This window comes from Cupriavidus sp. GW822-FHT02D05 (assembly GCF_058802485.1).
Genome location: NZ_JBXAOE010000028.1, coordinates 31,179 through 55,923, shown reverse-complemented (window position 1 = coordinate 55,923; position 24,745 = coordinate 31,179). Strand labels below are relative to the sequence as shown.

Sequence of the window (24,745 nt, the reverse complement as noted above, 5' to 3'; positions counted from 1 at the left end):
CACTCACGCCTTCGCCGCAGCGCCGTCGCAGTACCGCGTGAGCATGCTGACCATGCTGCGAACCAGGGGCGACGTGGTGGATTTTCGCCACACGAACATATTCTCCAGGCAGAGCGTCAGGTCATCGATCTCGCGCAACGTCACGCCTCTGGGCAGCAGGTAGTTCTCGGCCAGCGGGTGGATGCCGACGCGGCGGTTGTCGATGATGTCCCGCAGGACCAGATCGATGAAGTTGGACTCGTAGGCGACCGCGCCGAGCAGGCCGCGTTGCGCCAGCAACGCATCCAGGTTCTCGCGCACCCGCGGCCAGGTCTTGGCGTTCACCAGGCTCAGCCCCTCCCCCTCCAGGTCCGCCATGGCCAGCGACGCGCGCTGTGCCAGCGGATGATCGTCAGGCAGGAGCGCGCGGTAGCGGATCTGCTCTATCTGGATGACCCCCAGGCTGTCGTCCTCGATCGGGCCGCCGCAAAAACCGACGTCCAGATCGCCGTTGCGCACATAGAACACCACGTCTTGCGAAGGCATCGACTCGATGCGGCCATTCACGCTGGGAAAGGTCTGAAAGAACAGGTCGCTGAACTTCTGCCACTCGCCAAACCGGGAGGTGGCGCTAACGCCAATCAACAGCGAGCCGGCCAGGTCCGCGTCCGTTGCGCCAATCTCCGCAAGCCCCGCCTGATAGCTGACCAGCGCCTCGCGCCAGTGGCGCGCCAGCACCATGGCAGCGCGGGTAGGGCGGACGAAGCGGGTGGTGCGCTCGAACAGCCGTTGGTTGACCCGTTCCTCGATGGCGCTGATCTTACGCGACAGGCCTGACTGGGTCAGGTGCAGTTTCTCCGCTGCGGCGTTGAAGTTGCGCTGCTCCACCAGCTCAAGGAATGCGTAGATGTGATTGATATTTATCATGTTGAGCGGGCGGTATTGGTTGACTGGCCACCTGACAGACCGAACGCGCACGTTCGCGATCATTGTGCCATGGCACACGCAATTGGCCTCTTGGGGAAAACCGTCATGAAATCAAAGCAGGTATGCTTTGCCGGTGGCCAACTTTCCTGCATCCCCATGTCGAAAGTCCGCAAGTCCACCATCCCGCCCGGTGCGCTCTGCGTCCTGGCGCTTGCCCTGTCCGGCTGCATTTCCCACTATCGGGTCGAGACCGGCACGCCCGCCGCCCGCATCCGGCTGGTGACCAACACGGACGACAACACGACCTTTAGCGTGGTGGACGCCACCAGGTGCCCGAAGCCACCCAAGCCGCTCCTGCTGGGCGGCACGGGCAAGCAGCTGCCCGCGATGGGCACGGAGCGTGACCTGGCCATGGTGGGGATATCGCCGGAGCCGCCCGGCCACACGCGTGAGCGGTGGCTGGTGGCTGGCCAGCGCATCTACCTGACGGCAGCGGCGGTTGCCGCTGGCGAGCAGCCCTATCGGTGCTCGGTGGGGGTTTCCTTTGTGCCGCTGCCGGGCTGGCAGTACGAGTTGCGCTACCAGCGCAACGCGGCGGCGAAGAGCTGCACCGGGCAGGTGCTGCGGCTGGCCGGCAAGGACGGCCGCGAGATTGAGCCGCAGCCGGATCCCACGCAGCTGGTCTTTCGCGGGTTCGAGGCCGATGCCGTCTGTGCGGCGCGGGGTCCTTAGGGCTTGGCGGCCTGCGCAGCCGGCATGATGCCCACATAGGGCGCATCGGTCAGCGTGCGCAGGAACGCCACGAGATCGTCGATTTCCGCTTCGGTCATGGCCGGCTTGGTGCCCGCGCGCCGGTTCATCGGCGTCGAGTTGATATTGATATTGCCCCGATACGCCGCCGGCACATCATCGAAGGTCTTGCCGCCGCGATACCACTTGCCCGGGTCGGTCGAGCGCGTGTTGTAGAAGGCCACGGCATCGCGCAGCGTGGTGAATACGCCGTTGTGCATGAAGCTCTGGCGCACCGCGACATTGCGCAGGCCGGGCGTGCGGATATACCCGCACCATTGCTCCGGCTCGGGCCAGCGCAGGCGGCGGGCGGTGTCGCACAGGCCATTGTCGAAGCGCTTGGGATCACGGTTGGCGGCCAGCGCCCGGTTGCGGGGCACGGCAATCGCGTCATAGCCGAAATCCGTGAACAGCGAGCGCTCTGGGCGGCTGGCGGTATCCGAGAGCGTGTGGCAGGTCATGCAGTTGCCCTTGTCCGGGTTCTTGAACAAGGCCAGGCCGCGGGCTTGTGCCGGCGCCAGCGGCGTGCGATGGCGCAGGTAGTCGTCAAAGCGGGAGCTGAACGGCGCCATCTCATCGCTCTGCAGGTAGGCCTCCAGCGCCTTGCCGAGCGCCAGCAGCATTTGCTCGGGATCGGTCTGCACGGCGGGGCCGAAGCGCGCCGCCAGCACGGGCGCCAGCTCTGTCGCCTTGACCTTGCGCAGCAGGCTGGCCGGCGTGCCGTTGTTCATCTCGTTGGGGTCGAGCAAGGGGCCGCGCGCCTGTTCGGCAAGCGTATCGGCGCGCCCGTCGGCGAACAGGCCGCCGAAGGGCGAGGCGTAAGGCGCGTCGTCGTCCTGGTAGAAATGCCGGCGCGGGATGTAGCGCACGTACAGCAGCGAGGGCGCGTTGCGCAGGCTGAAGCGGCCGGGCCGGCTGCCCTGGGGCACGTGCGGGCCTGCCAGCGACGCGGGCGATAGTGTCGGCGCGAAGGCGCGCGCGGGGTCGTGGCAGCCGGCGCAGGACGTGCCGCGCGGCTCGGACAGGCGCGCATCGAAGAAGATGCGCTTGCCCAACGCGGCCAGTGCCGGATCGGGACGGAACACGGCGGCGGTGGGGTCGACCTTGGCGGCGACCTTGGGCGTGCCCTTGCCGATGGTGTCCACCACGCTGGCGGGCGGGGCGCCGGGCATCAGCACCACGCCCGGCGCGGGCGCGGCAAGCGCCGCGCCGCCAGCGCCAGCCGCGAGACAGACGGCGGCGCTGGCGGCAATGGTGGCGCTGGCGGCGCGCAGGGCCCCGATCACGGCGCCAGGAAGCCGGTCTTGTCGCAAGCCAGCGTATTGGAGGTTTGCACGCAGGTCGCCATCAGCTTGCCGGCCACGCTATACGCCTTGAAGGTCCAGCCGGTGGCGGGCGACGCATTGCGCTCCATCATCACGAAGCCAAAGCTTGCGCTGTGCGTGATCTTGTCGATCACGGTGCCGGGCGCGGGAATCGTGCCGGGCGGCAGCGGATCGGGCAGCGCTACGTCCAGGTTGTCGCCGCCGTTGCCCGACACGATGGTAGCCGGGTGGCTGGAGGCAAAGTTGATGGCCTGGAAGTCATGCACGTGGCCGTGCAGCGCCACTTGCACGCCGGGCGGGTAGTAGGCCTGGGCGTTGGCATTGCTCATGACCGATTGCAGGGCCAGGTTGCCCGGCGCCGGGTTGCTGCCCGCCACCGGCGCAAAGGCCAGGATGGGATGGTGGTTGGTGAACATGGTGGTGGTCATGCCCGGCTTGGCGGCCAGCCAGCCTACCGTCTGGAACTGCTTCTGGTAGGCGACGAACTGCGGGTCGGTGGTCGGCAGCGCGGCCTTGCCGGCCTTGGCCGAGTCGAACACGATGACCTGCGAGCCGGTGCCCAGCGCAACCGCATAGGGCTCCGAGTAGTTGGCGTTGCTGTCGTTGGCGGGGTCGTTGCAGGAGCGCGCGTCCGAATATGGGCGCGGATCGAGGAAGCGGAACCAGCCCTGGCCGGCACGGGCGCATTCCTCATGGTTGCCGCGCACGACCACCCACGGTGCCTTGGCCATGAGTGCCGCGGCGGGCTTGAAGAGATCGGCCTGCCAGGTATCCCAGCCATAGCCCCACGGCGTGCCCTGGCAGCCGGCGATGTCGGGCGGGCAGAGGTTTTCGCGGTAGTGGTAGTCGCCAATATGCAGCACCAGGTCCGGGTTCATGCCGGCGGCGGTGGTGGCCAGCGCGGCAAACGGCCAGGCGGTGCCATCGCTGCAAGGCTGGTAGGCGTTATCCGCCTTCTTCAGGCGGCAGCCGGTGTCGGCCAGCACCAGCACGCGTTGCGGCTGGGCCTTGGGCAGCGGCAGCGTCTGGCCCGCCACGCTGGCGGCGGCGGCGCCGGCTGGCAGCGTGGCCTCGCATACGGAGACCGGGAAATCCGACGGTTTGGAGTCAGCCGCGGCGCTGGCCGTGGTGCGCTGCGCCATCGTGCCGGCGCCGGCCCGCAGCGCCATGCGTTGCTGCACGCCGTCCACCGTCAGCAGCGGGCAAAGGGCGTTCGAAGGCAACGCGCTGCCTGCGGCGGCGGTTGGCGCCGCATAGTTGGTGATGACGCGGGCGATGGCCTGGTTGCTGTCGCCGATCTCGACCCACGCGGCCTGGATGTTGGCGCTGGCGCTGGGTGCATCGCCGGACGGCGTGACCGGCGTGACCGGCGCGGCGGCGGCTGGCGCCGCGTCCGTGCTGTCGCTGCCGCAGCCGTGCAGCACGGCGGCCGCAGCCAGCATGGCGAGGATGGCACCGGCGCCCAGGCGCATGGCGGGACCGGCTTGCCGGTTGGTGTTGTGGTTACCCATTCTTATATCTCCCTGTTATCCCTGATTGCGAGGCGGAAATATACGGATGGGATGTTTCGGCACGATGAACGTTATGTGTCAGCCTGACCGGCGTGGCGTTGCTTTGGTCTTGCGGGCGGGGCGCGGTGCGGCCCGGATGGCTTCGGCGGCGGCCAGTTGCAGCTCGCGTGGCAGCGCGGTGATGGCTGAGACGAAGAAGCGGCGCTCCGCCGGGCGCAGCTTGCCGAGCAGCTCGGCCAGGCGCTCCACCGTGGCAAACGCGGCAGGCGTGGCGCCGTGCTCGAAGGCGTGGAACCAGCTGGCTTCCAGCAGCAGGTTGGCGAGCGGCAGGGCGCCGTAGTGCACGTGGCCGGTGTCGTGCTCGTCGAGCGCAAAGCTGGCCAGCGACGACCAGCTGATAAAGCCCTTGGCTCGCGCAAAGGGCGCATGGAAGGGGCGCAGCGCGTCCACCGCTTCATCCAGCAGCAGCGGCCGTTGCGCGCGAAACGCCTGGAGCGCCCCGCCGCCGTCCTGCGCGCAGTTGCCGCGCGCAATGCGTAGCAGGAAGATGATGTTCCACGCCGAGCCGCCGCCCACGCCAAAGCGGTCGCAGATCCATTCTGACAAGCCCAGCCAGCGCACGGCCTGGCGCTGCACCTGGCCCGCGGGCCAAGCGCGCCGCGGATCGATCAGCGCGTGGTTCCAGAACAGCCACAGGCAAAGGCCAAGGTTGGCCGCCACGTGCTGCGCGGCATCCACCGAGTCTGCCTCATAGGCTGCCTGCAGGGCGCCGGAGAAGCCTGCCACGGCCGCTTCGGCCGCTTGCCGCGCCGCCTCTGGCTGCGTTGCCATGTCGCGGATCGCCACCGTCTTGTAGATCAGCGCACCGAGGTTGAGGGTCTCGAAACGCACGCGCGGGTTGTAGCGCACCACGGGCTGCAGCGCCGGATCGGCGGCAAGGCCTTCCAGTTCCGCCTGCGCCGCCTCCATCTGGTTGCCTGCATAGCGCTCCCAGGCCCGCACCACGCGCGCCATGGCGGCGAAGGTGGGCACCGCCGTGTCCACGGTGCCGGTGCCCACAATGCGGTCAAAGCGCTGGAGCGCCGCGCGGCTGCGCGCAAGATCGTCGCCGCGCCGCCAGGCCAGGCTCTCCTTGAGCAGCGCGAAGGCGTGCTGGAAATCGTCGGTGGCGCAGCGCTGCGCGGCGCGCAGGGCATCCGCTACCCCGTTGCTGGCGCCACCACCCGCAACGCCGGCAACGCCCACACCGTCCTGCATGCCGCGCATGGCTTGCGTGAGATGGCTCCAGTAGCTGATGTCGCGCATCACGTAGTCGACCGCGGGGTGGGCCTCGTCTGCCTGGCGGGCGGCATGCTTCGCGGCGGCAGTGCCCAGCCCCACGAAGCGCGCCAATGCCGCATCGCCAGCGCTGCGGCCATCCACGGTGAAGCGCACGCGCTTGCCGTGCTCCGGCTCGATCCAGAACGGCCCGCGGCTGCGGCGCGCCGGGTTGAGGCCCGCGATGCCCTGGCCCCGGTCCGGTCCCCAGCCCACCGGCACGCCCCAGCGTGCGAAGTCGGCAAAGGCGCGCGAGACCATCATGCGGATATTGGCGGCATCGGGGAAGCGGGTTTGCAAATGCACCGCCGGCAGGCTGGCCCCGCGGTTGCGCGCGGCCGCGCAGACGGCGGCGAGCAGCCACAGGCTCTGGTAGCGCGCGGGCTCGCCGTTGACGAGATAGGGGGCGGATAGCTCGATGGCAAGGGCGGGCTGGCGCATGCGGGACGGTTGTGTGTGGGGCGTTGATGCAGGACGTTGATGCAGGACGTTGAAACGGGCCTTTGCGGCGGCACTTTCTAGCGGTAATTTGCAGCGGGACGTGTGGGAATTGTGCCATCAGCGCGTGTGCCGAGGGTGCTATGTTACGCAGGTTACAGCCAGCGGGCTTGGCGTCATGCCGCCGCGCTCCTATGCTCCGTTTCGTGCGCCGGCCTGGCCGGCCAGATCGATCGCGCTCATAAAAATCACGGAGATCATCTTGAAGCCAATCGCCATCTTTGCCGCGCTCTGCGCGGCGCTGTCCCTATCAACCGCCCGTGCCGAGCTGACGTGCACGGTCCTTGCGGATGCCAGTAGCGGCAAGCTGCTTAAACAAGAGGGCACCTGCGACCAGCGCGTGACCGCGGCATCGACATTCAAGGTCCCGCTCAGCCTGATGGGCTTCGACGCGGGGCTACTGGCGGATGAACACGCGCCAGCCATGCCGTATCGTGAGGCGTATCGTGAGAGCAACCCGTCCAAGCGCGTCACCACGGACCCCCAGCGCTGGATGAAGACCTCGGTTGTGTGGTACTCGCAGCAGTTGACGCAACAGCTTGGCCAGGCGCGCTTCGGGCGGTACGTCAGTGCGTTCCAGTACGGCAACGGCGATATCTCTGGCGACCCCGGCAAGCACAACGGGCTGACGCGCTCATGGCTCAGCTCGTCGCTGAGGATCTCGCCGCTGGAGCAGGTTGCGTTTTTGCAAAAGGTGGTCAATCGCAAATTGCCCGTGACCGCGCATGCCTATGAAATGACAAGCCGGATCATGGCGCTCGGCGCGTTGCCAAACGGATGGGCCGTTTACGGCAAGACGGGCACCGGCGCCCCGCGCCTGGCCAATGGCACCGAGGACTGGAGCCACGGCTACGGATGGTTTGTCGGCTGGGCGGCGAAGGACGGCCGGAACGTCGTCTTTGCGCGCCTGATCCAGGATGAGAAGAAGGAGCCTGTCAGCGCAGGATTGCGCGCGCGCGATGCGTTCATGCAGGCGTTGCCGGGACTGTTGGGATCACTCTGATGCAACCGCTTAATCACAGGAAAGGACCGATGACACATTGCCCCGTTCGCCGCACGCTGCTGCTCGCCGCCGCGACGGCCCCCTTTACCGCCGCCTGTACGCCGTGGGCCGGCAGGACCGAAGGGATCGTCGCGGCGCAAGACCGCCTGGCCGCGCTCGAGTCCGCAGCAGGCGGGCGCCTTGGCATCGCTGCGCTGAATACCGCCAATGGCGCGTGGCTCAATCACCGTGCAAACGAACGCTTTGCGCTGTGCAGCACATTCAAGGTGATCGCCGCATCCGCCGTCCTGCAGCGCAGCGCAACGCAGGCCGGGCTGCTGCAACGGCGCATTGCCTACAAGAAGGACGAACTGGTTGCCTATTCCCCGATCACCGAGAAACACGTCGGCGACGGCCTGACGGTAGCCGAACTGTGCGCGGCGGCCCTTCAGTACAGCGACAACACGGCCGCCAACCTGCTGATGAAGCTGCTCGGCGGCCCCGCCGCCGTGACCGCGTTTGCCCGTGCGATCGGCGACGACCAGTTCCGGCTCGACCGCTGGGAGACCGAGCTCAACACCGCGTTGCCTGGCGACCCGCGCGATACGTCGACCCCGGCGGCCATGGCAGCTAGCCTGCAACGGCTCACGTTGGGCGATGCGCTGGGCGGGGCAGAGCGCGAACAGCTGGTGGCATGGATGCGCGGCAATACCACTGGCGCCACGCGGATCCGCGCCGGCATGCCGGCGGACTGGCAGGTGGCGGACAAGACGGGCTCCGGCGACTACGGCACGGCCAACGACATTGGTGTGGCATGGCCGCCCGGAAAGCCGCCCATCGTGCTGGCGATCTATTTCACGCAGCCCGGCAAGGACGCCGCCTATCGCAACGACGTGCTGGCCTCTGCGGCGCGGATCGCGGCCGAGGCGCTAAGCTAGGGCTGGCTCGCGGCCGCGAAGGTCAGGCCGAATTTGCCGAGGTACTTGGCCAACCGGTCGCTGTCGTTGCTGCTGCTCTTGCCCAGCCGCGACACGGCAAACAGCGTGCGCCCGGCCTCGGCCTGGCTCTTGCTCCGGCGACACACGCTCAGCACATAGTCGAGCTGCACCAGGTCGAACGGGTCCGTGGCGGCTCGCACGGCGGGATCCAGGATGGCCAGCGCCTGGCCCTGGGCTACCGCCTGCTGAGCGCCGTCCTGCCACGAGTCGTTCAGCCGCGCGATTTCCGCGTCCACGACACTGGCATCGATGCGGCCGCTGTCGGCCAGCGTCATCATGCGCGTCACCGACGCGGCGAGGTCGCGGAAGTTGCCGCGCCAGCAGGCCTGCGGCGATACCGCAAAATCCAGCCACGCCTGGCGTGCTTCCTTGTTGAAGCGCACCTGGCTGCCGAGCTCGCGCGCCTGGCGCACGAGCTCGTAGTCCAGGTTGGGCTCCACGTCCTCCGGGCGCTCGGCCAGTCCCGGCAGCCGGTAGGTCCACAAGTTGATGCGGGCAAACAGGTCCTCGCGAAAACGTCCGGCGCGCACCTCGGCGCGCAGGTCTCGGTTGGTGCCGGCGATCAACTGGAAATCGCTCTGCACTTCCTTGTCGCCGCCTACCGGAAAGAAGCGCTTTTCCTCGATGGCTTTCAACAGCATCGCCTGCTCGTCCAGCCCCAGCTCGCCGATCTCATCCAGGAACAGCAAGCCCTGATGGGCCGAGCGCAGCCAACCCGTGCGCTCGCCCTGCGCGCCGGTGAAGGCACCCTTGACGTGGCCAAACAGCGCCGACATGGCGCCGTCGCCGCGGATGGTGGCGCAGTTCACTTCCACAAAGCCGCCGCTGAGCTGGTGGCGGCCTTTCTTCAGCTCGAACACGCGCCGCGCCAGGAACGACTTGCCGGCGCCGGTCGGGCCGGTCAGCAGCACCGGCGCGCGCGAGCGCAGCACTACGCGCTCGATCTCGTCGATCATTTGGTTGAAGGCGGCGTTGCGGGTGGCAATGCCGGATTTGAGCAACGACACCGCATCCTGCTGCTCGCGCGAGAAGCGCGCGGCCAGCTGGTCGTAACGGGACAGGTCGAGATCGATGGCGGCGTAGTGGCCCGGCTGGCCGCTGGCCTGCCGCAAGGGCGGCGAGGTCTGCAACAGGCAGGCCGGCAGGTAGCGCGCCTCGGTCAGCAGGAACAGGCAGATCTGTGCCACGTGGGTGCCGGTGGTGATGTGCACCCAGTACTGCTCGCGCTCCGTATCGAAGCGGTAGCCGCGCGTGAACTCATGCAGCGAAGCATAGACCTCGCTGAAATCCCAGGGATCCTCCAGCGCCAGCAGGTTCAGCCTGACCTCCGTCTGCGGCGAGACCTTGGCGATGTCGGCCGCGACCTGCTCGGCCAGCGCCCGGTGGCGGCCGGTATAGAGCAGCTCGAAGCGATCCAGCAGCAGGTCTTCGTGCTGGCACAGCGCCACGCTGGGCCGCCATTTTTCCCAGCGCGCGGAGCCTTTGCCCCGGTCGAGTTGTGTGCCGATGAAGCCGATGACGACTTTTTTCATGTTCTTCATATTTATAGATAGCTATACAAATATATAGATATTAGGTGTGGCAAACAAGCAGGAAATTGGTGCGTTTCTTGAGGGGGTCCGATAGAAGTCGTTATAAATCATTGGGTTATGTGTTTGTTGCTGCTTACCTGCGGCCCCCTGGCACGCCGTTTGCAAAATAGAGACCATCGAATACGACGCAACCTTGTCTCCTGGGGAGAATGCAAATGGCAAATACCAATCTGTTCCAAAGCCTGCGTGGCCGCTTCCTGCCGCCGGCGGACGCGATCAACGAGGCGGGCGGCACTGCCTATGCCCTGGGACGCGAACATCGCCTGGCGCAGTACGCGGCAACGGGTTGCCTGAACGGCACCTTCTACGCCAGCGCCGAAGCGCAGCTCGACGCCGTGATGGCGCTGTGCGAGGACGTCGATCCGGCCTTTATCGCCAAGACCGCCGTGTATTGCCGCGAGCGCGGCTATATGAAGGACATGCCGGCCCTGCTGTTGGCCGCATTGACCGTGCGGGGCTCGCAGTACCTGCCGGCGGTGTTCGGCCGCGTGATCGACAACGGCAAGATGCTGCGCACCTTTGTGCAGATCCTGCGCAGCGGCGCGGTGGGCCGCAAGTCGCTGGGCACGCGGCCGAAGAAGCTGGTGCAGCAATGGCTCAACACGGCCGATGAGCGTGCGTTGCTGTCGGCATCGGTGGGCACCAGCCCGTCGCTGGCCGATGTGGTGAAGATGGTGCACCCGAAGCCGGCGCAAGCCTGGCGCGCCGCCTTCTTTGCCCGGCTGATCGGCAAGCCGTATGACGTGTCTGCGCTGCCACCGGTGACGCAGGCCCTGGAGGCCTACAAGCTGGCGCGGGCCGAAGGGCGGCAGGCGCCGGTGCCGGCGGTGCCGTTCCAGATGCTGGCATCGCTGGACCTGGATGCCCAGGCCTGGGCCGAGGTGGCACGCCATGGCGGCTGGCAGATGGTGCGCATGAACCTGAACACCTTTGCGCGCCACGGCGTGTTTGCCCTGCCGGGCATGGCGGACGAGATCGCGGCAAAGCTGCGGCAGCCTGAAGCCATCGCGCGGGCCCGGGTGTTTCCGTACCAGTTGCTGGCCGCGTACCACGCCGCCGGGGAAGACATGCCGGCGGGCGTGCGCGAGGCCTTGCAGGATGCGCTGGAACTGGCGCTGGCCAATGTGCCGCTGGTGGAGGGCCGCATGGTGGTTTGCCCCGACGTGTCGGGCTCCATGCACTCGCCGGTGACGGGCTACCGTGCGGGGTCGAGCAGCGCGGTGCGCTGCGTGGACGCCGCGGCGCTGGTCGCCGCAACCTTCCTGCGCAAGCAGCCGGACACGATGGTGCTGCCCTTCAAGGAGGAAGTGGTGAAGCTGACGCTGAACCCGCGCGACACGGTGATGACCAACGCGCAGAAGATGGCGGCGATCGGCGCGGGCGGCACCAACTGCAGCGCGCCGCTGGCGTGGCTGAACCATCGCCGCGTGAGCGCCGACGTGGTCATGCTGGTGTCGGACAACCAGTCGTGGATGGATGCACGCCATGGCGAAACGGCCACGCTGCGGGAGTGGGAGCGTTTCAGGCAGCGCAATCCCAAGGCGCGGCTGGTGTGCCTGGATATGCAGCCCTACGCGTCCAGCCAGGCGCCGGAGCGCGACGACATCCTGAACATCGGGGGCTTCTCCGACTCGGTGTTCCAAGTCGTCGCAGCCTTCGCTGCAGGGCAGTTGCAGGCCGGCCACTGGGTGGGCGAGATATCGGCCACGACGCTGTGAAGGTTTGAAGTTCTGAAGTTGTGAGGTTCGGCGGTGACTGGCGAATGCCGGGCAGACTACATCCAAGGCTTGTCTGTCCTATCCCTTGTCGCTGGTTACCGCCCCCGAGCCGGCATACCCCAGCCGCCGCGCATGGCGCCTGCGGTATGCGGACTCGCCACGAATGCTGGCCAGGATTACATCTGGTGATTGCCGGTTCAATTCCGGCCGCTGCGGCATACGCAGCGTAAATCCTGCCGATCCTTGTCGTGGCGAGGCCGCATTGCCCTACGATTAGAGCGCCGGTTCCACAACCACTAGTCGCCCACCTTATTTGGTATCTTGCTGGCCAACGCCAGCGTAGTCCCGCCGCAAGGCAAAGAGAGAAGAAGACATGAGCAAGGAGAGTTACGACGTATTCCAGTCTGGCACCGGCCGCCCGGTCAAGATGTGGACCCATGGCGTGCCCGTCGATGACGGCGCGCGCGCGCAGCTCGCCAACACCGCACAGATGCCGTTCATCTTCAAGCACCTGGCCGTGATGCCGGACGTACACCTGGGCAAGGGTTCCACCATCGGCTCGGTGATTCCCACACGCGGCGCCATCATCCCGGCGGCGGTGGGCGTGGATATCGGTTGCGGCATGATCGCCGTCAAGACCACGCTAACCGCCAGCGACCTGCCCGATAGCCTCGGCCCGCTGCGCAGCGCCATCGAGAAAGCGGTGCCGCACGGCCGCTCCAACAACCGCAGCGGGCGCGACAAGGGTGCCTGGGGCGAGGTGCCGGATGCGGTGGATGCGAGCTGGGCCGCGCTGGCAGGTGGCTTCGAGCGCATCACGCAGAAGCACCCGAAGCTGGCGCGCACCAACAACCGCAACCACCTGGGCACGCTGGGCACCGGCAACCACTTTATCGAGGTCTGCCTGGATGAGAGCCAGTCGGTCTGGTTCATGCTGCACTCGGGCTCGCGCGGGGTGGGCAATGCCATCGGCAACACCTTTATCGAGCTGGCGCAAGCGGATATGCGCCGACACTTCATCAACCTGCCCGACCGCGACCTGGCCTACCTGGTGGAAGGCAGCGAGCACTATGAAGACTACGTGTTCGCGGTGGAGTGGGCGCAGCAGTACGCGCGCCGCAACCGCGAGACGATGATGGCCAACGTGCTGGACGCCGCGCGCGCCGTGATCGGCAAGCCCTTTGCCACGGAGATGGAGGCTGTGAACTGCCACCATAACTACGTGCAGAAGGAGCGCCACTTCGGCGAAGACGTGCTGGTCACCCGCAAGGGTGCGGTCAGCGCCAAGGCCGGCGAGCTTGGCATCATTCCGGGCTCGATGGGCGCGCGCTCCTACATCGTGCGTGGCAAGGGCAACGCGGAATCGTTTTGCTCCTGCAGCCACGGTGCGGGCCGCACCATGAGCCGCTCCGAAGCCAAGCGCCAATTCTCGGTGGAAGACCAGCGACTGGCCACGCAAGGCGTCGAGTGCCGCAAGGATGCCGAAGTCATCGACGAGATCCCGATGGCCTACAAGGACATCGACGCGGTGATGGCGGCGCAGTCCGACCTGGTCGAGATCGTCCACACGCTCAAGCAGGTGGTGTGCGTGAAGGGCTGAGGGCAGCAACCGCCGCCGGGGACGAACCTGTCCCTGGCGGCGCTGGCATAACAACAAGAACAGAAGAGTATTCCGTGATGATTGAAATCGACGGTGCCTACGGCGAGGGCGGGGGCCAGATCCTGCGCACCGCGCTGTCGCTTGCCATGGTGACCGGCACGCCCGTGCATATCGCCAACGTGCGCGCCCGGCGCAGCAAGCCCGGGCTGATGCGCCAGCACCTGAGCGCCGTGGTGGCGGCGCAGGCCATCAGCGGCGCGCGCACCGAAGGCGCAGCGATCGGCTCGACGGCGCTGACGTTCGAGCCGGGGCCCGTGCGCGCCGGCAACTACGACTTTGCCATTGGCTCCGCCGGCAGTTGCACGCTGGTGCTGCAGACCTTGCTGCCGGCGCTGTGGTCCGTCGCGGGGGACGACGGCTTTACGCTCACCCTGTCCGGTGGCACCCACAACCCCATGGCGCCTTCAGCCACCTTCCTGCGCGACGCCTGGCTGCCGCTGATGGCCCGCATGGGCGCGCCTGCCGAGCTCGCGCTGCGCCGCCACGGCTTCTATCCCGCCGGCGGCGGCGAACTGACAGTGAGCGGACGCTCCGGCGCGGCCTGGCGCCCGCTGGCGCTGGACACGCGCGGCGCATCCGGCAGGCCCGATGCACGCGTGCTGATCGCCGGCGTCCCGTTCCACGTAGCTCGCCGCGAGCTCGACCTCGTCGGCGAGCAGATGGGATGGGACGCCAGCCAGTTGCACGTGGGTGGCTTGCGCCATGAGGAAGGCCCCGGCAACGCCGTGCTGCTGACGCTGCCGCACGAGCACGTGACCGAGGTCTTCTGCGAGTTCGGCGAGAAGGGCCGCCCCGCGCAAAGCGTAGCCGCCGCCGCCTGCCGCCAGGCTAGCGCCTATCTGGCTGGCAAGGGTGCGGTGGGCCCACACCTGGCTGACCAGCTCCTGCTGCCAATGGCCCTGGCGGGCGGCGGCAGCTTCACCGTGGATGAAGTGACCAATCACGTGCGCAGCAATGCCGAGGTGATTGCCAAGTTCCTGCCGGTGGATATCGGGTTTGAGGCGCAGGAGGGGTGTACGCGGGTGGTGGTTGCGTGAGGGGGGCTGGGCCGAGGGGCCGAGGGGCCGAGGGGCTGAGGGGCAACGCTGCAATTCGCCCGTGGTGTCCCGCGGCCGTGCGCGCTCAGCGCGGCGCCGTGCCCCGCATCTGTCCGGGTGGCAACAGGTTCCACTCGAGAATGGCGATGAATCCGCCCGTGCAGGAGACGACGAAGCGCTCGCCATCGACATGGTCTACCACGCCCGGTGGCAGGTTATGCGGTTCGTGCCAGGCGTGGGCGTCGATGACGTGGACCACATTGCCGTTGATGCGCGCCAGGCATTCATGGCGCCCGAAGGCGCGCAGCATCGCGTTAATGCGCTCGGGTGTCAGGGAAAAGTCGATCGTACGGTCGGCGTCGGTCCAGAAGGGGATGTAGGAGCCAGCACCCTGCGGCACGGCATTCTTCCACAGGGCATCGAGATTGAAGGCCACTTCGTGGGCCAGGCGCGAGGTGGCGCGCTGCGTTTTCAGATCGAGGCTTTCATGCGTTTCGTCGGAGGCAATGTCGAACTGGCGCTGGGCCAGGATGTCGCCCTGATCGAAGTCCCTGCTGATCTTGTGGCAGCTCACGCCCCAGGTGGCGAGACCGTCCAGGATGGCCCGTGGCAGCGGATAGGGGCCGCGGCCCACCGGCAATGGCGAGGGGTGGAAATTGATGGCCATCGGAATCCGCGAGGCCCAGTCTCCGATGCGCCACGCGTAGCTCGCCACCACCAGCAAGTCACACCCGAGATCGCGCAAGCCGTCGAGTGAGCGGTCATTCATGGGCGAGAGCTGGATGTCGATCTTGCGGGCTTCCGCGCGGCCGAGGATGGCGTCGGTGCGATGCATGCGACCGTCGACGCGGGCGGTGAACAGCTTCACCGGTTCCCATCCGTGCTGGACGAAGGCGTCGAAGACGCCAACATAACGGTCGGACGCGGTGATGGCGAAGCGTTTTGGCGTGGCGGGTACCGCCGCGGGGTGCACGGCGGCGGGGCCGAAGCCGGCGTTTGCACCGGTGTCGAGGGAGGCAGAGAGGGTGCTCAACGATCGATTCCTGAATCGTCGGGCGGCCCTGCTTGTAACCTATGGATGCCGCTTCAGCAGGGAGCAAAAGGACCCTGGCTGGAACCGCGGCCGCCGACACGTCACTGTACGGCACCGCCGCGCGACGCTGCCAGAATCAATTTGAAACGGATTCTTAAAGCTCCGGGCGGGTCTGCCGAGACCTGACCCTCACCGCCCAAACTGCCCCAACACCGTCGCCACCGTACTCAACCCGCCCTCGATCAGCCGCGCCATGAAGGTGCTCATCTGCGGCATGATCAGCATCATCATCAGGATGCCGCCGCCCAGCGTGACCGGGAAGCCGACCGCGAAGATCGACAGTTGGGGAGATGCGCGGTTCAGGATGCCCATGGCAAGGTTGAGCGTGAGCAGCGCGGCGATCAGCGGCAGGGCCAGCAGCAGTCCCGAGGAGAACACGGTGGCGCCGGAGGCGGCCACCGCTGCCCAGCCGGCGCCGGTGAGGGGCTGGGCGGCGATGGGCAGGCTGGCGAAGCTATCGGCGATGGTGGCCAGCAGCATCAGGTGGCCGTCCATGGCCAGGAACATCAGCATGGCGACCACGTTGAGAAAGCGCGCCAGCACCATGGTCTGGCCGCCGGAGGAGCGGTCGTAGAAGGAGGCGAACGACAGGCCCATCTGCAGGCCGATGGTTTCGCCGGCGAATTGCACGGCGGAGAACACCAGCCGCATGCTGAAGCCCATTGCCAGCCCGATGCCTACCTCGTTGAGGATGATCAGGAAGCCTTCCAGCGAGTACACCGGCACCAGCGGCAGGTGGTCGATGGTGGGCGAGATGATCACCGCCATCAGGGCCGCCAGGCCAACCTTGGCGCGTCTCGGGATGGTCGACTCGCCAAACAGCGGGGCGGTGCCGATCAGGGCCAGCAGGCGGAACAAGGGCCAGAGGAAGGCGGCGATCCAGGCGTAGAGCTGGGCGGAGGTGACGGAGAGCACGGCGGCTGTTGCGGCGGATACGGCTGTTGCGGCTATTACGGCTATTGCGGCGTTAGATGTTGCCCAGCGCGGCCAGGTGCGACGCCAGGCTTATCCGACGCATCGGACGCATCGGACTCAATGCACCAGGGCGGGAATGCCCTGGAACACTTCGCGCATGTAGTCGACAAAGGTGTTGATCATCCACGGGCCGGCCAGCACCATGGTGGCGAACAGAGCCAGCAGCTTGGGGATGAAGGACAGCGTCATTTCATTGATCTGCGTGGCGGCCTGGAACAGGCTCACCACCAGGCCGGCCACCAGCGCCACCAGCAGCAGCGGCGCGGACAGCATCAGGGTCATTTTCATCGCCTGGGTGGCGATGCTCATTACGGTTTCCGGCGTCATGGCGAAGGCCTTGGATGGGGCTAGCGCCCCGTGATCAGTTCAGGAAGCTCTGCGCCAGCGAGCCCAGCAGCAATTGCCAACCGTCCACCAGCACGAACAGCATCAGCTTGAATGGCAGCGCGATGGTGGCCGGCGGCACCATCATCATGCCCATCGCCATCAGCACGCTGGCTACCACCAGGTCGATGATCAGGAAGGGGATAAAGACGGTAAAGCCGATCTGGAACGCGGTCTTGAGCTCGCTGGTGACAAAGGCGGGCACTAGGATGTGCATCTGCACGTCTTCGGGGCCCTGCATCTCGGGCACCTTGGCCATCTGGGCAAACAGCGCCAGGTCCTTCTCTCGGGTCTGCTTGAGCATGAAGGTCTTGAGCGGCGCGGCGGCCTTGGCGGCGGCGTCTTCCAGGCTGAGCTTGTTCTCGGACAGCGGCTTGTAGGCGTCGGTGTAGATGCGGTCGAACACCGGCGACATGACAAAGAAGGTCAGGAACAGCGACAGCCCCACCAGCACTTGGTTGGGCGGGGAACTGGCCGTGCCCAGCGCATTGCGCAGCAGCCCCAGCACGATGATGATGCGGGTGAAGCCCGTCATCATCAGCATGGCCGCGGGCAGGAACGACAGCGAGGTAAGCAGGACCAGCGTCTGCACCGACAGCGACCAGGTCTGGCTGCCGCCCGGGCCGGCTTTGCTGGTCAGGCCGGGCAACGCCTGCGCGTGGGCCATGGCAGGCAACAGCACCAGCGCAAGGCAGGCGCTCACCAGCAACGCCGCGAGCGCAAGCCGGCAGGGTTGGCTGGCGCATTCGCGCACGGACCGGAGATGGCGTTGCAGGTGGTGTTGCAAAGTGCGCCGGGAGGCGTCAGGCAGGAAATTCATGACTTCAGGTTGTCTTGCATGGCGCGCAGCAGCTTTTGTCCAAAGCTGCCGGCCGAGCCCGGGGTTGCCGCGCTGCCGCTGGGGTGGTCCGGCTTGTGCGCGGCTTGCGCGGGCAAAGTGTGGAGCGTGCGAATCTCGCCGGCGCTCACGCCCAGCACCAGGCAGGTGTCGCCCACTTCCACCATCACCAGGCGCTGGCGGGGGCCGAGCATGGTGCTGCCTACCACCTTCATCTGGCCGCCCTGGCCGTGCCGGACCAGGCCGGCGCGGCGCGCCAGCCAGGCCAGCAGCAGGATCAGGGCGATGACGGCGAACAGGCCGAGGCCGGCTTGCGCCAGCCCCGTCGCGCTGCTGACCGGGACATGGCTGCCGGCCCCGGCGTTGCCGGCGATCGTGCCGGTACCGGCAGGGCTGGCCGCCGTGGCACTGGCTTGCGCGTACGCGCTCGCCGCATGCGCCAGGCCCACGCCGGCGGCAAGCGCAGCGTTGGCGGTCCGGCGCAGGCCGGCTTTCATCGGTTGAGCTTCCGGATGCGTTCGGACGGCGTGATGATGTCGGTCAGGCGGATGCCGAACTTATCGTTCACCACGACGACTTCGCCCTGGGCGATCAGGTAGCCGTTGACCAGCACATCCATCGGCTCGCCGGCCAGGCCGTCGAGCTCCACCACGGAGCCCTGGGCCAGCTGCAGCAGCGTCTTGATCGGCACCTTGGTGCGACCAAGCTCTACCGTGAGCTGGACCGGGATATCGAGAATCATCTCGATATCGTTGTGGAAGCCGCTCGGCGTTTCCTTCTCCAGCGGCTGGAAGACCTTGGAGGCGGCTGGTGTGGCTGTGGCAGGCGTGGCGGCGACAGCCTGGGCAGGCGCGGCGGCAGCGGCGATTTCCTCGGCGCTGGTCTGCTCCGCCAGGGCGCTGGCCCAGTCGTCCATCGGGTCGGCCGGCTTGTCGTCTTTGCCGTCAGTCATGGTCGGTTTCCTTGTTGGAATCGATTTCTTGGTGATTGATCATCCGTTCTACCCGCAACGCATATTGGCCGTTCATGGTGCCAAAGCCGGCCTGCAGCACGGGTACGCCATCGACCTTGCCGAAGACCTGCTCGGGCAGCTCGATGGGGAGTACGTCGCCGACGCGCAGCGCCAGCACTTCGGCTACGGTGCTTTCCACGTGGGCAAATTCGGCCACCAGATCCACCTCCGCCGAGCGAATCTGCTGCGACAGCTGGGAGATCCAGCGCTTGTCTACTTCAACCTCGTCCTGCAGCGGGTTCATCAGCAGGTCGCGCACCGGCTCGATCATCGAGTACGGGAAGCAGACGTGCAGCTGGCCACCCACCGCGCCAAGCTCGATATGGAAGGCGGTGGTCACCACCACCTCGCTGAGCATGGCGATGTTGGCAAACTTCGTGTGCATTTCCGAGCGGACATATTCCAGCTCGATCGGATGCACGGCATTCCAGGCCTGGCCGTAGCTGTTGAGCGCAAGGTCCAGCAGGCGCCGGATGATGCGCTGCTCGGTCTGGGTAAAGTCGCGGCCTTCCACGCGGGTGTGGAAGCGCCCGTCGCCACCGAACAGGTTGTCGACCACCAGGAACACCAGGTTGGGGTCGAACACGAACAGCGACGTGCCGCGCAGCGGCTTCATGTGCACCAGGTTCAGGTTGGTCGGCACCGGCAGGTTGCGCACGAAGTCGCCGTACTTCTCGATCCGCACCGAGCCAACCGAGATGTCGGCGCCACGGCGGATGAAGTTGAACAGCTGGGTCCGAAGCTGGCGGGCAAAGCGCTCGTTGATGATTTCGAGCGTGTGCAGCCGGCCGCGCACGATGCGCTCTTGCGTGGCCAGGTTGTACGGGCGCACGCCATCCTCGGAGACCGGCGCGGCGACCTCGGGCGTATCGGTCTCGCCTGACACGCCTTTCAGTAATTCGTCTACCTCGTCCTGCGAGAGAAACTTGTCGTAGGCCATCTAGTGTCCTGCCCCTTGAGTGCCGTGATGAATGAAAGCGACCATGTACCGATCAGCCCGCGCGCTGGCGTTGGCGCGCGCGCTGTGAGACAGGCAAGGAAAACAAGGACGAATTCATATCGGAGTTGCTGGTGGGGCAGGGCAAAGCGCTTACTGCACCACGAAGGAAGTAAATAGGACGTCCAGGATCTGCTGCTTGGGCAGGTTGGGCGCGAACGGCTGGCTGATGACACTCTGGATTTCCTGGGCCAGCTTGCGCTTGCCGTCCACCGTCGCCAGATCGGGCGGTTGCTTGGCCGACAGCAGTAGCAAGATGCGGCTGCGGACTTCCGGCAGGTACTCGGTGATGCGCGCCTGGTCCTTCGCGTCGGCCACCTTGAGCGACAAACCGGTGTGCAGGAAGCGGTCACCGTCATCGCTCTTCAGATTGACGGTAAATGCTTCCAAGGGCACAAAAATCGGCGGCGGCACAACAGGAGCGGCAGGCGCGGCCGGTTGGCGGTTGCTCAGGATGTTGCCCAGAAAAAAGCCCCCGGCACCCAGCGCCGCGACGAGCACGACGCCGAGCACCAGCAGCAGTCGCCCGCGCTTGCTCGTGTTGCCGTCAGCCTGGGAAGAAGTGAGCGTATTCGCCATGAGATGCCTGTATCGGAATGCCTTGCCATTCTTGAGGGAATGACCGGCAAGCAAAGGGCCGAAAAAAAGGGTGAAACCCGCTCAGCTTGGCCCTTTGAGCCGAACAGGTCTTGTCATCCGAGCTACGCGGATGGTCTTACAGGGGTTAACGAATGACGGGCACGGAACTTGAGTGGATGTTTGACTAAAAGCCGCGCGGGGTACCGGATAGCGGGTGACGGACCAGGAAACCGCCATGATTTGCCGGGTTGGCGAGAGGGCGGCAAGCAGGCGCAGGTGGCCGCCAAGGGCATGGAATTGGCGTTGACGATGGCGCCGCCGCTTGTCGCGCCGATTTGCTAAGTCATTGATTAGATTGCGGATTAAATCCAATGGTGGGACGGCGCGGAGAACCGCGTGCCGCGGGCGCCAGGCGCCACGCCGCGCCTGGCGGGCTGTGCGAGCCGGCTGCGGACCGAGAAATCCGCATACCCGGGTCCACCCATGCGCGAGTGGTGTTACCTGTCCGAGGCGGCACAGAAATATGCGCTTAAAGGCATATTTTTTGAGGTGGCGAATACGTTGTGCGCCTCGCCATTCAGGGCATCGCCCCGAAAACGCAGCTCCCAACTGCTTCGTGCAGAAAAAACACGAAAATGTGAAGCGTCAGTCTGCCGGGAGGGCGCGAGCCGGCGTCGTCGCAGCTCAGCCGAGGTCGCCGCCGCCTACGGGCAGGACGGTGCCGGTGATGTAAGAGGCCTCATCGGACGCCAAAAACAGAATCGCGCGCACCTGTTCGTCGATGGTGCCGTAGCGGTGCATCAGGCTGGATGCCATGGTCTGGTCGACGATGCTCTGGTACCACGCGGCTTCCTGCGGGGTCTGCTCCGCCGTGTTGCGGGGCACTTTGCGCGGCGGCGCTTCGGTGCCCCCGGTGGCGATCGCATTGACGCGGATGCCGTCCTGCGCGTGCTCGAAGGCGAGGCTAGCGGTCAGGGCATTGACGCCGCCCTTGGCGGCCGCGTAGGGCACGCGGTAGATGCTGCGCGTGGCGATGGACGAGACATTGACGATCACGCCCTGCTTGCGCTCGATCATGCCGGGCAGCACGGTGCGGCAGCACCACAGGGTGGGAAACAGGGAGCGGCGGATCTCGGCTTCGACCTGCGCTTCCTCGTATTCCTGGTAGGGCTTGGCCCAGATGGTGCCGCCCACGTTATTGACGAGGACATCGATGCGGCCATGGGCCTGCAGCGCCGCGCTGGTCATCAGGCGGGCGCCGGCATAGGTTTCCAGGTCGGCCTCCACCGCCAGTGCCTGACCGCCGTTGGCGAGGATTTGCGCGGCGGCCTCGTGCACCAGGGCCGAGCGGTCGACCAGCACCAGGCTGGCGCCCTCGGCCGCGGCGGCGAGCGCCACGCCGCGTCCAATCCCCTGCGCCGCGCCGGTTACCACGGCGATTTTCCCGCTAAAGCGCGCGTTGTTGTTCATGGCGTGTCTGTGATCCGTGGAAGGTGGGTCAGGCAGCGTTGCTGGCCGAGAATTTTTCGTAGTGGAAGCTGGCCGGCGTCACCCCGGCGTCCTGCAGCCAGGCGCGCACCGCATCCACCATGGCAACGGGGCCGCACAGGTAGATGTCGACATCGCCTCCGTTGAGCCAGTCCTGCTCCACGTGCTGCGTGACATAGCCCTTGCGGGTTTCGCCGCTGACCGGATCGAGCACGCAGGTGCGGTACTCGAAGCCGGCGAGCTTGTCCTTTGCGCCGTCGAGTTGTGCCAATGCCACCAGGTCGATCTCATGCGTCACGCCGTACACCAGGCGGATGGGGTGCGGGCTGCCGTTCGCGGCCAGCACGTCCAGCATGGACAGGAAGGGCGCGATGCCGGTGCCGCCCGCCAGGAACAGTACCGGGCGGGTCACTTCGCGCAGGTAGAAGCTGCCATAGGGGCCGGCGAAGGAAATGGGCTGGCCGGGCAGTGCCTCCTTGCTCAGGAACTCGCTCATGCGGCCGTTGGGCACGTTGCGCACCACGAACGAGGTGCGGGCGGCGCCGGGGGCGGAGGAAAACGAGTACGAGCGGGTCAGGCCGGTACCCGGAATTTCCACGTTCACATATTGCCCCGCCAGGAAGGTCGGGGCGGCGGTCTCGCCAAGCTCGATCGAGAACCCGATGGTGGAGTCCGACAGCTTGTCCACCGCCGCCAGCTTGCCCTGGTAGCGGGTCACGCCGGTCTTGCAGGCGGCCGACGAGGCCGGCACCTTGATCACGCAATCGGAGCGCGGGCGGGTCTGGCAGGCCAGCACGTAGCCCTTGGCGGCCTCCTCGGGCGTCAGCGCGTCCTCGATATAGCTCGACGCCGGCAGGTCGTACTCGCCGGATTCGCACAAGCCGCGGCAGGTGCCGCAGGCGCCGTCGCGGCAGTCCAGCGGGATATTGATCTGCTGGCGGTAGGCGGCGTCGGACAGGGTTTCGTTGGCGGCGCAGGTGATGAAGCGGGTAACGCCGTCTTCAAACTGCAGAGCGATGTTGTATTCCATGGCGTGGTTCCTCCGGCGCGTCCGCTCAGATGTGATAGATGTCGATGACCTGGTGGATGTAGTCGTTCTTCAGCACGACGTACTTGTCCAGGATCTGCGCTTGCTCGCCGGCGAAGTCGATGACGTAGCGCGACATGCCGAAGTAGCTGTAGTTGGTCTTGTAGCGGTGGCTCAGCGTGTGCCAGTTGAAGCGCACCGTGCAGGCGCTGCCTTCCTGGCGCTCCAGTTCGACGTTGCTGATGTTGTGGCTGGTGCGCGTGTCCGGCATGGTGGCGCTCGAGCGCTCGGTCTTGATGCGGAACACGCGGTCTTCCAGGCCTTGGCGGTTCGGGTAGTAGATCAGCGAGATCTCGCGCTGCGGATCGGTCACCAGGGTGTCGTCGTCGTCCCAGGACGGCATCCAGAAAGCGGCATCCGGGTGATAGCAGGCCAGCCATTCATCCCATTGTTCGTCGTCAAGCAAGCGGCTTTCCCGGTAGAGGAAGGCCTGGATTTCGGCAAGGCCGATGGGTGCGGTCGTTGGGGTCGTGCTCATGCTTCGCTCCCGGCGCTGCTGATCTTGCTGGCTTCGGCTCCCGTGGCCTTCTTCATCACGTCCAGCCAGTAGCGGTGCTGCACCGTGTACAGGCCTTCGTCCTCGGTCTTGACGCCGCTCATCAACGGCTTGAGGCCAATCTTGCGGGCGGCCTCGTCGGCGCCTTCCACCCAGTGCGTGGCGCCGCGGCACATGTCGTTCCATGCCACCGCGCTGCCGGCATAGCCTTGCTGGCAGGCGCGGAATTCTTCCAGGTCGTCGGGCGTGGCCATGCCGCTGACGTTGAAGAAATCCTCGTACTGGCGGATGCGGCGTGCGCGCGCGTCGTCGGCTTCGCCCTTGGGCGCGATGCAGTAGATGGTGACTTCGGTCTTGCCAACCGACAGCGGGCGCAGCACGCGGATCTGCGAGCCGAACTGGTCCATCAGGTAGACGTTGGGGTACAGGCACAGGTTGCGCGAGTTCTGGATCATCCAGTCCGCCGTCTCGGCACCGCAGCGCTCGGCGAATTCCTCGCGCCGGTTGAAGTTCGGCCGGTCCTCCGGGTTGGCCCAGCGCGACCACAACAGCATGTGGCCGTGATCAAACGCGTAGAAGCCGCCGCCTTGCCGGCCCCAGTTGCCAGCGTCCATCGCGCGGATCTTGTCCTCGCGGGCGTTTTCCTGCTTGCGGTGGTTGGTGGTGGCGGCGTAGTTCCAGTGCACGGCGGAGACGTGGTAGCCGTCGGCGCCGTTCTCGGTTTGCAGCTTCCAGTTGCCTTCGAAGGTATAGGTGGACGCGCCGCGCAGCACTTCGAGCCCGTCGGCGGACTGGTCCACGATCATGTCGATGATCTTGGCGGCCTCGCCCAGGAAGTCCTTGAGCGGCGCCACATCCGGGTTCAGGCTGCCGAACAGGAAGCCGCGATAGTTCTCGAAGCGCGCCACCTTCTTCAGGTCGTGCGAGGCTTCCTTGTTGAAGCAATCGGGGTAGCCGGCGCCCTCCGGATCCTTGACCTTGAGCAGCTTGCCGCTGTTATTGAAGGTCCAGCCATGGAACGGGCAGGTGTAGGTCGCCTTGTTGCCGCGCTTGTGGCGGCACAGCATGGCGCCGCGATGGGTGCAGGCGTTGATCAGCGCGTTGAGTTCGCCCTGGCGGTTGCGTGCGATCACGATCGGCTGGCGGCCCATGTAGGTGGTGTAGTAATCGTTGTTGCCGGGGATCTGGCTTTCGTGCGCCAGGTAGATCCAGTTGCCCTCGAAGATGTGCTTCATCTCGAGTTCGAACAGGGCCTCGTCGGTGAAGGCGCTGCGATGCAGGCGGTGGTCGCCGGTCTCGCGGTTTTCCACCAGGTAGTCGTCCAGGCGCGCGAGGGCCGGGCTGTGGTCCGGGTAAATGGGGATCATGCGGTGTCTCCTGCATCCGTGGCGGATGCGCCGGGCCGTGAGGGATCCTCAGGTCGGCCCTGATGTTGCTGCGTCGTTGCTGATGCGGTGCGGGCG

General features: G+C 66.4%; 23 protein-coding genes. 6 read left to right on the top strand and 17 right to left on the bottom strand.

Annotated features, from left to right (window positions below; translation table 11 throughout):
* Nucleotides 1–3 precede the first annotated feature (3 nt).
* Nucleotides 4–906, bottom strand: a complete 903-nt coding sequence (locus AC1RQK_RS30340) for a LysR family transcriptional regulator (protein WP_492812991.1) — start codon at nt 904–906, stop codon at nt 4–6.
* Between the two features lie 105 nt (nt 907–1,011).
* Between AC1RQK_RS30340 and AC1RQK_RS30335 the strand changes: the two genes are divergently transcribed.
* A complete protein-coding gene (locus tag AC1RQK_RS30335; protein ID WP_492812989.1) occupies nt 1,012–1,638 on the top strand; it encodes a hypothetical protein in 627 nt (208 codons plus the stop codon).
* On the opposite strand, the gene AC1RQK_RS30330 is transcribed toward AC1RQK_RS30335, so the two are convergent.
* From AC1RQK_RS30330 to AC1RQK_RS30320, 3 genes are all read right to left on the bottom strand, one after another.
* Nucleotides 1,635–2,981, bottom strand: a complete 1,347-nt coding sequence (locus AC1RQK_RS30330; RefSeq protein WP_492812987.1) for a cytochrome-c peroxidase — start codon at nt 2,979–2,981, stop codon at nt 1,635–1,637. The two genes, AC1RQK_RS30335 and AC1RQK_RS30330, sit on opposite strands and share 4 nt — an antisense overlap.
* Nucleotides 2,978–4,531 (bottom strand): metallophosphoesterase family protein, encoded by a 1,554-nt coding sequence (locus AC1RQK_RS30325; protein WP_492812985.1) that lies wholly within the window; start codon nt 4,529–4,531, stop codon nt 2,978–2,980. The genes AC1RQK_RS30330 and AC1RQK_RS30325 overlap by 4 nt, the downstream gene beginning before the upstream one ends.
* A 78-nt stretch (nt 4,532–4,609) precedes the next feature.
* Nucleotides 4,610–6,289 (bottom strand): hypothetical protein, encoded by a 1,680-nt coding sequence (locus AC1RQK_RS30320; protein WP_492373397.1) that lies wholly within the window; start codon nt 6,287–6,289, stop codon nt 4,610–4,612.
* Between the two features lie 259 nt (nt 6,290–6,548).
* Here AC1RQK_RS30320 and blaOXA point away from each other — a divergent pair, with 259 nt between their 5' ends.
* Both blaOXA and bla read left to right on the top strand, forming a co-directional pair.
* Nucleotides 6,549–7,349, top strand: coding sequence for a class D beta-lactamase (gene blaOXA, locus AC1RQK_RS30315; RefSeq protein ID WP_492813065.1), 801 nt, complete (start codon nt 6,549–6,551; stop codon nt 7,347–7,349).
* Nucleotides 7,350–7,378: 29 nt separating this feature from the next.
* Nucleotides 7,379–8,266: a class A beta-lactamase gene (bla, locus tag AC1RQK_RS30310; RefSeq protein WP_492812983.1), complete on the top strand. Its 888-nt coding sequence runs from the start codon at nt 7,379–7,381 to the stop codon at nt 8,264–8,266.
* On the opposite strand, the gene rtcR is transcribed toward bla, so the two are convergent.
* Nucleotides 8,263–9,867, bottom strand: a complete 1,605-nt coding sequence (gene rtcR / locus AC1RQK_RS30305) for an RNA repair transcriptional activator RtcR (protein ID WP_492812981.1) — start codon at nt 9,865–9,867, stop codon at nt 8,263–8,265. The two genes, bla and rtcR, sit on opposite strands and share 4 nt — an antisense overlap.
* Before the next feature lie 206 nt (nt 9,868–10,073).
* On the opposite strand from rtcR, the gene AC1RQK_RS30300 reads away from it, so the two are divergent.
* The 3 genes from AC1RQK_RS30300 (at nt 10,074) to rtcA (ending at nt 14,333) form a co-directional block, all read left to right on the top strand.
* Nucleotides 10,074–11,636, top strand: coding sequence for a vWA domain-containing protein (locus AC1RQK_RS30300; RefSeq protein WP_492812979.1), 1,563 nt, complete (start codon nt 10,074–10,076; stop codon nt 11,634–11,636).
* A 373-nt stretch (nt 11,637–12,009) separates the two neighbouring features.
* Nucleotides 12,010–13,236, top strand: a complete 1,227-nt coding sequence (locus AC1RQK_RS30295) for an RtcB family protein (protein WP_492812977.1) — start codon at nt 12,010–12,012, stop codon at nt 13,234–13,236.
* Nucleotides 13,237–13,313: 77 nt separating this feature from the next.
* The gene (rtcA, locus tag AC1RQK_RS30290; RefSeq protein WP_492812975.1) at nt 13,314–14,333 is read left to right on the top strand and encodes an RNA 3'-terminal phosphate cyclase; all 1,020 of its coding nucleotides are present in this window, start codon (nt 13,314–13,316) and stop codon (nt 14,331–14,333) included.
* An 85-nt stretch (nt 14,334–14,418) separates the two neighbouring features.
* Here rtcA and AC1RQK_RS30285 read toward each other — a convergent pair whose 3' ends face one another.
* The 12 genes from AC1RQK_RS30285 to benA all read right to left on the bottom strand — a co-directional run bounded on the left by AC1RQK_RS30285 (nt 14,419) and on the right by benA (nt 24,649).
* Nucleotides 14,419–15,366 carry a methionyl-tRNA formyltransferase gene (locus tag AC1RQK_RS30285; protein WP_492812973.1) on the bottom strand — a complete coding sequence of 316 codons (948 nt, stop codon included), beginning with the start codon at nt 15,364–15,366 and terminating at the stop codon, nt 14,419–14,421.
* A gap of 189 nt (nt 15,367–15,555) precedes the next feature.
* Nucleotides 15,556–16,341: a flagellar biosynthetic protein FliR gene (fliR, locus tag AC1RQK_RS30280; protein WP_492373390.1), complete on the bottom strand. Its 786-nt coding sequence runs from the start codon at nt 16,339–16,341 to the stop codon at nt 15,556–15,558.
* 117 nt (nt 16,342–16,458) lie between these two features.
* Nucleotides 16,459–16,728 carry a flagellar biosynthesis protein FliQ gene (gene fliQ / locus AC1RQK_RS30275; protein WP_043353410.1) on the bottom strand — a complete coding sequence of 90 codons (270 nt, stop codon included), beginning with the start codon at nt 16,726–16,728 and terminating at the stop codon, nt 16,459–16,461.
* Nucleotides 16,729–16,762: 34 nt separating this feature from the next.
* A complete protein-coding gene (gene fliP / locus AC1RQK_RS30270) occupies nt 16,763–17,605 on the bottom strand; it encodes a flagellar type III secretion system pore protein FliP (RefSeq protein ID WP_492373389.1) in 843 nt (280 codons plus the stop codon).
* Complete coding sequence (gene fliO / locus AC1RQK_RS30265) at nt 17,602–18,120, bottom strand: flagellar biosynthetic protein FliO (RefSeq protein WP_492812970.1); 519 nt, start codon at nt 18,118–18,120, stop codon at nt 17,602–17,604. The genes fliP and fliO overlap by 4 nt, the downstream gene beginning before the upstream one ends.
* On the bottom strand, nt 18,117–18,575 hold the full coding sequence (gene fliN / locus AC1RQK_RS30260; RefSeq protein WP_492373387.1) for a flagellar motor switch protein FliN: 459 nt from the start codon (nt 18,573–18,575) through the stop codon (nt 18,117–18,119). Before fliN ends, fliO begins: the two co-directional genes overlap by 4 nt.
* Nucleotides 18,568–19,575, bottom strand: a complete 1,008-nt coding sequence (gene fliM / locus AC1RQK_RS30255) for a flagellar motor switch protein FliM (RefSeq protein WP_150990478.1) — start codon at nt 19,573–19,575, stop codon at nt 18,568–18,570. Before fliM ends, fliN begins: the two co-directional genes overlap by 8 nt.
* A gap of 150 nt (nt 19,576–19,725) precedes the next feature.
* A complete protein-coding gene (fliL, locus tag AC1RQK_RS30250; protein WP_150990480.1) occupies nt 19,726–20,211 on the bottom strand; it encodes a flagellar basal body-associated protein FliL in 486 nt (161 codons plus the stop codon).
* 684 nt (nt 20,212–20,895) lie between these two features.
* Entirely contained in the window at nt 20,896–21,681 is a 786-nt protein-coding gene (locus AC1RQK_RS30245) for a 1,6-dihydroxycyclohexa-2,4-diene-1-carboxylate dehydrogenase (RefSeq protein WP_492812967.1), read from the bottom strand.
* A gap of 28 nt (nt 21,682–21,709) precedes the next feature.
* Nucleotides 21,710–22,729, bottom strand: a complete 1,020-nt coding sequence (gene benC, locus AC1RQK_RS30240; protein WP_492812965.1) for a benzoate 1,2-dioxygenase electron transfer component BenC — start codon at nt 22,727–22,729, stop codon at nt 21,710–21,712.
* Between the two features lie 25 nt (nt 22,730–22,754).
* Nucleotides 22,755–23,264, bottom strand: coding sequence for a benzoate 1,2-dioxygenase small subunit (gene benB, locus AC1RQK_RS30235; RefSeq protein WP_492373384.1), 510 nt, complete (start codon nt 23,262–23,264; stop codon nt 22,755–22,757).
* On the bottom strand, nt 23,261–24,649 hold the full coding sequence (gene benA, locus AC1RQK_RS30230) for a benzoate 1,2-dioxygenase large subunit (protein ID WP_492373383.1): 1,389 nt from the start codon (nt 24,647–24,649) through the stop codon (nt 23,261–23,263). Before benA ends, benB begins: the two co-directional genes overlap by 4 nt.
* Nucleotides 24,650–24,745: the final 96 nt, after the last annotated feature.